The following is an 8,263-nucleotide window of genomic DNA, read 5'->3' as shown; positions in this document are numbered from 1 at the left end:
CAGGCCCGGCTCTCCGTCGGCAGCGGAGAGGGCAAGTACGAGGCGTCGCACCCGCTGCCGGACACGGCACGGGTCGACACCGGCCTCGCGGCGCAGGCCGCTCGCGCGCCGGGCGTACGGGCGGCGGTGCCGGACTTCACGTTCCCGGTGCGCCAGGGCGGCGGCCGCGCGCTGACCGGCCACGGCTGGGGTGCGCACGCCTTCACCGGCGCCGCGCTGACGGCGGGGGCGGCGCCCCGTACCGGCGAGGTGGTGCTCGATGCCGCCGCCCGGGCTGATGTGGGTGACGCCGTCACGCTCGAAACGGCCGCCGGGCGCGGCGAGTTCCGTGTTTCGGGGCTGGCGAAGGGTGGGGCAGGAGACGGCGCCGAGGGCTGGTTCGCCGACGTCCAGGCTCCGGCGCTCGCGGGACATCCCGGCAAGGCCGATGCCATCGCCGTACTGGCGAAGGACGGCGCGGACGCCGAAACCCTCGCGGCCGGAGTCCGCGAGGCGCTCGCCGGCTCCGGCGCCCGGGTGCACACGGGCGACGGACGCGGGGCTGTCGAGGACCGCGGGCTCGAGTACGCCAAGGAGACGCTCACGGGGCTCGGTGGTTCTTTCGGAGGGATCGCCGCTGTGGTCGCCGTCTTCACGGTGTCCGGGACCGTCGCGCTGTCGGTCGGTCAACGGGCCCGCGAGTTCGCCCTGTTGCGCGCCGTCGGCGCCACCCCGCGACAGATCCGCCGCGCGGTCGCCTCCGAGGCCCTGCTCGTCGCACCGCTCGCCGGAATCATCGGCTGCCTGCCCGGCATCGGGCTCGCGCACTGGTGGTTCGGGCAGCTCAAGGAACGCGGCGCCGTACCCGGTGCCGTGGAGCTGCAGGTGTCCTGGATTCCGCTGCTGGTCGCCGTCGGCGCGGGCCTGTCGACCTCGCTCGTGGCCGGCTGGGCGGCGGGGCGTCGGCCCTCGAAGATCAAACCGGGCCGGGCGCTGACCGAGGCGTCGGTGGAACGGCTGCGGCCGGGCGTCATCCGCACGGTCCTCGGCCTCGGCGCTCTGACCGGCGGTGGGTTCCTCACCGTGGTCGCCGCCCGGTCGGCCGGTGACGACGCGGCCAATGCCGCGCTCGGCGTCGTGATGCTGTTCATGCTCGCTGTCGCGCTGCTCGGCCCGCTGGTGGCCCGGCTCTGCGCCGAGCTCTTCGGACTCCCGATGAGCGGCGCCGGCGCCTCCGCCTCTCTCGCGGCCGCCAACTCCCGTACGAACGCGCGCCGGTTGGCCTCCGCGATCACCCCGATCGTGCTCGCCATGGCCTTCGCCTCGACACTCGTCTTCATGCACACCAGCGAGAACCATGTCGCCGGCGAACAACTGCGTGCCGGCATCACCGCGGACCACGTGGTCACCGCCCCCGAGGGACTGCCCTCCGACGCCGTACGACAGGCCGCCCGCGCACCCGGAGTCGACACCGCCGTGGGGGTGTCCGACACACAGGTGCTCGTACCGGTCGGCTCCGGTGGCGACCGGTGGCTGCAGGGTGCGGCGACGCAGGCCGTCACCGGATCCGGCAGGCAACTCGCCCAGGTGCAGGACCTCGACGTCCGCAGCGGCAGCCTCGACCGGATCGGCAAGGGCCGTATCGCCATCGACCGGACGCTCGCCACCTCGGCGAAGGCGGCGGTCGGCGACCGGCTGCCGCTCTACCTGCCGGACGGCTCCGAGATCCGCCCCGAGGTCGTCGCGGTGTACGGCCGCGGGCTCGGCCTCGCGGCCGTGACCATGGACCGCGCCTCGCTGTCCACTCACGTCAGTTCCGCCTTCGACAGCACGCTCCTGGTGCGCGGCGGGGACGCCGCGGCCCTCAATCCGCTCGGCCGGGTCACCGACGCATCCGGCTACGCCGTCGAACTGGACACCGACCGCGAGCTCAACGCCTGGGCCAACTACACGATGGCCGCCGTCCTCGGCGGCTTCGCCGCGATCGCCGCCGTCAACACCCTGGTGATGACCGTCCTCGACCGCCGCCGCGAGCTCGGCATGCTGCGCCTGATCGGCTCCACCCGGCTCCAGGTGATGCGGATGCTGCGCTGGGAGGGCCTGTTGGTCGCGGTGGCCGGTGTCGCCATCGGCACGGCCATCGCGGCCGCGACCCTGATCCCGATGATGCGCGCCCTCACCGGCGAGGATCCCTACGTACCGCCGCTGATGTACGCGTCGTTCGCCGCGGCGGCGGTGAGCCTCGGTCTGCTCGCCGTCACGCTGCCGGCGAAGGGAGCGCTGCGTTCCTGACGCGCCCCGGGCCAGGTCGGGGCGGCTCCGAGTCGAGCGGGCGACCGCCCGGGCGACGGTGAACGAACCCCTTGTGGAACGGGCCGGCGCAGATGCGACGGCGTGTTCCGGTCGTGCGGTGGGGTGCCCGCTCCGGGTGCAGGCGCCCCCTGCCGTCCGAAGCGCTCCCGTGCGCGGGTCACAATGGACGCGTCCGGTGAGCTCGATCCCGAAGGCTCACGCCCGAACCATCTGGAGGAAGTGCCATGGCACAGGTCGAAGCCGTGACGGAGCGGACCATCGCGGCGGACCCGGACGACGTCTTCGGTGCGCTGGCCGATTACGCCGGCACGCGCGCGAAGCTGCTGCCCGAGCACTTCAGCGAGTACGAGGTGAAGGAGGGCGGCCAGGGCGCGGGCACCCTCGTGCACTGGAAGCTGCAGGCGACCAGCAAGCGCGTGCGGGACTGCCTGCTGGACGTCACCGAGCCCAGCGACGGCCGGCTCGTCGAGACCGACCGCAACTCCTCGATGGTCACCACCTGGACCGTCACCCCGGCCGGCGAGGGCAGCTCCCGCGTCGTCGTCACCACCGTGTGGAACGGCGCCGGCGGCATCGGCGGCTTCTTCGAGAAGACCTTCGCCCCCAAGGGCCTCGGACGTATCTACGACGCCGTCCTCGGCAAGCTCGCCGCGCACACCGAGAAGTAGCACAGCGACGCTCGGCGGCGGCCCCACCGGCCGAACAGCCGCCCGTGCAACGGCAGATCGGGCCGTCGCCCCCACCGGGGTGACGGCCCGAAGCTCGCGCGGGGCGTTCACCGGCTCACCGTTTCGAGTGGTTTCCACTCCGGCGCACTTGTACGGCGTAGGGCTCCCACCGGCGCATACGTCCGCGAATCCGTATTCCTCATGACTCGTCTCGCTTGCGAGCAGATGTCGCCCAATGCGAGAAATGGGCGGCGCAGGCGCGACGAGGGGAGCGGTACGTGGGTGGAACGACTCTGGTGAAGGGCGGGGAGGCCCCACCGGCGACGGCTTCGACGCCACCCCGCGAACCCGCCGTTCCGCCACCCGCCGACGCCCCGCTCAGTCCGCGTCAGGTGCGGATGGTCTTCATCGGCCTGATGCTCGCCCTGCTCCTCGCGGCGCTCGAGCAGATGATCGTCGCCACCGCGCTGCCGAAGATCGTCGGTGAACTGCACGGTCTGGACAAGATGTCCTGGGCCATCACCGCCTATCTGCTGACCTCCACCATCGGTCTGCCGATCTACGGCAAGCTCGGCGACCTCTTCGGCCGCAAGGGCGTCTTCCAGTTCGCCATCGTCGTCTTCGTCATCGGCTCCGCGCTCGCGGGCTGGTCGCGCAGCATGGACGAACTCATCGCCTTCCGCGCCGTGCAGGGCGTGGGTGCGGGCGGACTCTTCATCGGTGTGCAGGCGATCATCGCCGACATCGTGCCGCCCCGCGAGCGAGCCCGGTACATGGGCATCATCGGCGCCGCCTTCGGCCTCGCCTCCGTCGCGGGCCCGCTGCTCGGCGGCTTCTTCACCGACCACACCAGCTGGCGCTGGTGCTTCTACATCAACGTGCCGTTCGGGCTGCTCACCCTCGCCGTCGTCACCGTGGTGCTCAAGCTGCCCAAGCCCACCGCACGCCCCCGTCTCGACGTACTCGGCTCGCTGCTCCTCGCCGCGGCCTCGACCTGCCTGGTTCTGCTGACCAGTTGGGGCGGCACCGAGTACGAGTGGGGCGACCGCGTCATCGTCGGCCTTGGTGCCGGGGCCCTGCTCAGTGTCGTGCTGTTCCTGGTCGCCGAGCACTTCGCGCCCGAACCGCTCATCCCGCTGCGGCTGTTCAAGGACGTCACGTTCAACGTCACCTCGCTGATGGGCGCCGTGGTGGGTGTCGCCCTCTTCGGCGCGGCCAGCTATCTGCCGACCTTCCTGCAGATGGTCGACGGAGCATCCGCCACCGAATCCGGCCTGCTCATGCTCCCCATGATGGGAGGCGTCGTCGGTGCCTCGATCATCTCCGGCCAACTCATCAGCCGCACCGGCCACTACCGCATCTACCCGATCCTGGGCGGCGCCGCCTCCGTCGCCGGGATGTGGCTGCTCTCGCTGCTCGAGGCCGACACCGCGCGGCTGACGTACAGCATCTGGATGGCCGTACTCGGCATCGGTATCGGCCTCATCATGCCCGTACTGATCCTGGCCGTGCAGAACGCCGTACGGCCCGCCGACCTCGGCACCGCGACCAGTGCCAACAACTACTTCCGGCAGATCGGCGGCAGCGTCGGCGCCGCCATCTTCGGCACCCTCTTCGCCGGCCGGCTCACCGACGCGCTCGAGGACCGGCTCCCGTCCGACACCGAACTGCCCGACGCCGAGTCCATCACCCCGCAGCTCGTCCACGCGCTGCCCGAAGGCCTGCGGGACGGGTACATCCAGGCGTACTCCGACGCCATGCCACGGATCTTCCTCTATCTCGTCCCGGTGCTCGCGCTCGGACTGCTCATCGCCTTCTTCCTCAAGGAGAAACCTCTGGTGTCCCACCACGCCTCCGCGGAGCCCGCGCCGATCCCGGCCGCCCGCACCACCTCCCCCTCCACCACCGGCGTCCCCGTCTGCGGCAGCGTGCAGCACCCCGACGGCACCGTCGTACCGCGCGCCGCGCTCACCCTCATCGACGTGACGGGCCGCCAGGTCGGCCGCGGAGCCAGCGGCGACGACGGCCGCTACGCGCTGGCCACCCCCGGCGCCGGAAGCTACGTCCTGATCGCCGCCGCCGGCGGGCACCAGCCCCAGGCCGTCACGGTCACCGTCGGCGAGCGACCGGTCGACCTCGATGTGGTGCTCGGCGGGGCCGGACGGCTCGCCGGGACCGTCGTCACGGCCGACGGCACTCCCGTACGGGACGCCACGGTCACCCTCACCGACGTGCGGGGCGAGGTCGTGACGGCCACCCGCAGCGGACGCGAGGGCGGCTACGTGATGGGTGAACTGGTCGCGGGCGAGTACACGTTGGCCGCCAGTGCTCCCGCCTTCCGCCCGGCCGCGCTGCCGGTCAGCGTGCAGGCGTCCCGGGAGACCCGCCAGGACATCGAACTCGCCGGTGGCGCGGTACTGCGCGGGACCGTGCGGGCGAGCGGCGGCCGGCCGGTCGAGGACGCCCGGGTGACCCTGCTCGATGTGGCGGGGAACGTCGTCGACACCATCACCACGGGTTCCGAAGGCACCTTCCGTTTCATCGATCTGGCCTCCGGCGAGTACACGGTGATCGCCGCCGGGTACCCGCCGGTGGCGACCGTCCTTCAGGTCGCCGGCGGCGGCCGCACCGAGCGCGACGTGCAACTCGGGCACGAGGACTGAACCGCCACCGTGCACCCGGCCCGCGAGGGTAGCGGCGCGGCACGGTCGGTACAGGGCGCACGGCCGAATTCGTCGGATGCCTCACATGGCAACCCGCGCGCCCCGTACCGTGGTTGTGACGGCGCAGATCCTGCGCCGTCCTGGGAAGGAGCCGAGGCCATGGAGCGTGGCGCCCCGGGAGGGACGGTCATGCAGACGGCCGTGGCCGGGCGTATTCCGCTGGCCGTGGTCGTGATCGACGGCGCGGGCCTGGTGACCCACTGGAGCAGCGGTGCACGACGGCTGTTCGGCTGCAGCAAGGAGGACGCGGTCGGCCGCTCCGCCGCGGACCTGCTGCCCGTCTCGGGTGCCCTGCCCGACGCCGACGAGCCGTACGCCGACGAGCAGTTCGGTGCGCCGGTCGACTCGTACGGCGAGATCGGGCCGGATCTGGAGACCTCGCTGCACGGTCACACCTCGTACCCCGCCGCGGGCCGCGCCCGTGTCTCGGAGCCCGGCCGTGAGCGTACCGACGCGCTGTGGTGGGCCTACCCGCTGGTCGGCCCCGGCCCGGAGCGGCTGCTGGTACTCGCTGCGGACGCCGAGCGGCTGACCGACGACGGCGACGCGGAGGCGCTGGAGCGGATCGCGCCCGGGTTCGCCCTGCACACCGAGTTCGCCGGGGCGCAGGAACTGGCCCGCAGGTTCCCCGAGATCCTGCCCAGCATGAGCGTGTCCGAGGGGTCCCGGATCGTCTCGCAGGTTCTCGAACTCGGCTATCCGGTCCTTGAGTTCAGCCAGCACGACCGCGTTCCGGTGACGCCCGACTGGGGTGTGCCGCGGCGCGCCGAACGCCGGGCCCGCAGGCGCCGCGCCGTCGAGGACGCGGCAGCGGGCATCCCCGCACAGCACCATCCCGACGACGAGGCGGAGGACCTCGAGTACGCGGCGGTCCGCGAGCGCCTCGAGTTCCTCAACGAGGTGAGCGGGCGCATCGGTTCCTCGCTCGACCTCTCGCAGACGATCCTCGAGGTCAGTCGCGCCGTCGTCCCGCGTTTCACGGATGTGGCAGGCACGTATCTGCGTGAGCAGGTCGTCGCGGGCGAGGGGTTCCCCGAGGGAGTTCCGGACGCCACCACCATGTGGCACCGCGTCGCCGTCGAGCACACCGACGAACCGGGGCGGTGGGACGATGTGGTGCCGGTCGGCGAGTCCATGCCGTTCCCGGTGAACACGCCGTTCTTCCAGTGCATGACCACCGGCGAACCGGTCCTGGTGCCGAGCATCAGCGAGGAGATGGGCACCGCGATCGCCTCGCAGTTCGAGAAGCGCGACATCCGTCCGCTGATCAACAACCGCTCCATGCTGGTCGTGCCGCTCAAGGCGCGCACGGTGGTGCTCGGTTTCATGGTGCTGCTGCGCCACCCGGAGCGCGTCCTGTTCAACGACATGGACCGCGTAACCGGCGCCGAACTCGCCGCCCGCGCAGGCCTCGTCCTCGACAACGCCCGGATGTACACGTACCAGGAGAGTGTCGCCGAGACCCTGCAGGACTCGATGCTTCCGCAGATCGCGCCCCGCATGGCCGGCTGCGACATCGCCACCCGCTATCTGCCCGGCACGCTGCTCGGCCGAGTCGGCGGCGACTGGTTCGACTCCGTCAAACTGCCCGGCTCGCGCACCGCCCTGGTGGTCGGTGACGTGATGGGCCACGGTCTCAACTCGGCAGCGATGATGGGCCAGTTGCGTACGGCGGTGCAGACGATGGCGGCGCTCGATCTGCCGCCTGCCCAGCTTCTGCGCAATCTCGACGACCTCGCGCAGCGGCTCGGGGAGCAGTACCTCGCGACCTGCCTCTACGCGGTCTACGACCCGATCGCCGGCGAACTGCAGATGGCCAACGCGGGACACATCCCGCCCGTCGTGGTCCGCGCCGAGGACGGCCGCAGCGATCTCCTGGAACTGCCGACCGGGGCACCGATCGGAGTCGGTGGCGTCCCCTTCGAGACGGTACGGGTGCCGGTGGCCCCGGGCGACCGTCTCGTCATGTGCACCGACGGCCTGGTCGAGGTGCGCGGCGAGGACATCGGTGTCGGACTCGCGACGCTCTGCGAATCGGCCGCCCACCCCGCCGCCTCGATGGACGACGCCTGCGACACCATCATCCGGTCGCTGGCCACCCGCGGTGGCCGCAAGGACGACGTGGCGCTCCTCATGGCCCGGCTGAACGCCATCTCGCCCGATTCTGTGGCGAGTTGGCAGTTCGCCCTGGAACCCGGCGAGGTCGCCCGCGCCCGGTCCGTCGTACGCGCGCAGCTGACCGCCTGGGATCTCGCGGACCGGTCGGAGTCCGTGGAGCTGATGGTCAGCGAACTGGTCACCAACGCCGTACGCCACGGTCGTCGGCGCCCCGTGGAGCTGCGGCTGGTGCGTACCGACACCCTGCACTGCGAGGTGGAGGACGACGAGCACACCCTGCCCACCCTGCGCAGCGCGGGACCGGACGACGAGTACGGCCGGGGCCTTGCGGTGGTGAACAGCCTCTCGCGCGAGTGGGGCGCGAGCCGCGCGGGCGACGGCAAGACGGTCTGGTTCGAGCTGTCGCTGCCCGCCCGGCGCCGGGGACGCAGGACACGCTGACGCCGTTGCGTCCGTCCCTGA

Annotated in this window: 4 protein-coding genes; all 4 read left to right on the top strand. The window is 71.9% G+C overall.

All coding sequences use genetic code 11. The features are described 5' to 3' along the window. Positions 1–2,271, top strand: a 2,271-nt coding sequence (locus DSC45_RS26700) for an ABC transporter permease (protein WP_119294494.1), incomplete at its 5' end; no start/stop codon positions are given. 245 nt (positions 2,272–2,516) lie between these two features. Further along, complete coding sequence (locus DSC45_RS26695) at positions 2,517–2,960, top strand: SRPBCC family protein (protein ID WP_119294493.1); 444 nt, start codon at positions 2,517–2,519, stop codon at positions 2,958–2,960. A gap of 278 nt (positions 2,961–3,238) precedes the next feature. Further along, the gene (locus tag DSC45_RS26690) at positions 3,239–5,623 is read left to right on the top strand and encodes an MFS transporter (protein ID WP_119294492.1); all 2,385 of its coding nucleotides are present in this window, start codon (positions 3,239–3,241) and stop codon (positions 5,621–5,623) included. Between the two features lie 159 nt (positions 5,624–5,782). After that, the gene (locus DSC45_RS26685; RefSeq protein WP_119294491.1) at positions 5,783–8,242 is read left to right on the top strand and encodes an ATP-binding SpoIIE family protein phosphatase; all 2,460 of its coding nucleotides are present in this window, start codon (positions 5,783–5,785) and stop codon (positions 8,240–8,242) included. Positions 8,243–8,263 lie beyond the last annotated feature (21 nt).

Source organism: Streptomyces sp. YIM 130001, assembly GCF_003574445.1.
In the GTDB taxonomy this organism is placed as follows: Bacteria; Actinomycetota; Actinomycetes; order Streptomycetales; family Streptomycetaceae; genus Streptomyces.
The sequence above is the reverse complement of the archived record's forward strand: the minus strand, read 5'-3'. Positions and strand labels throughout refer to the sequence as shown.

What these genes read in the sequence shown, in the direction of transcription:
- DSC45_RS26695 (WP_119294493.1), top strand. Translation starts at nt 2,517, where the DNA reads ATGGCACAGGTCGAAGCCGTGACGGAGCGGACCATCGCGGCGGACCCG.
- DSC45_RS26685 (WP_119294491.1), top strand. Translation starts at nt 5,783, where the DNA reads ATGGAGCGTGGCGCCCCGGGAGGGACGGTCATGCAGACGGCCGTGGCC.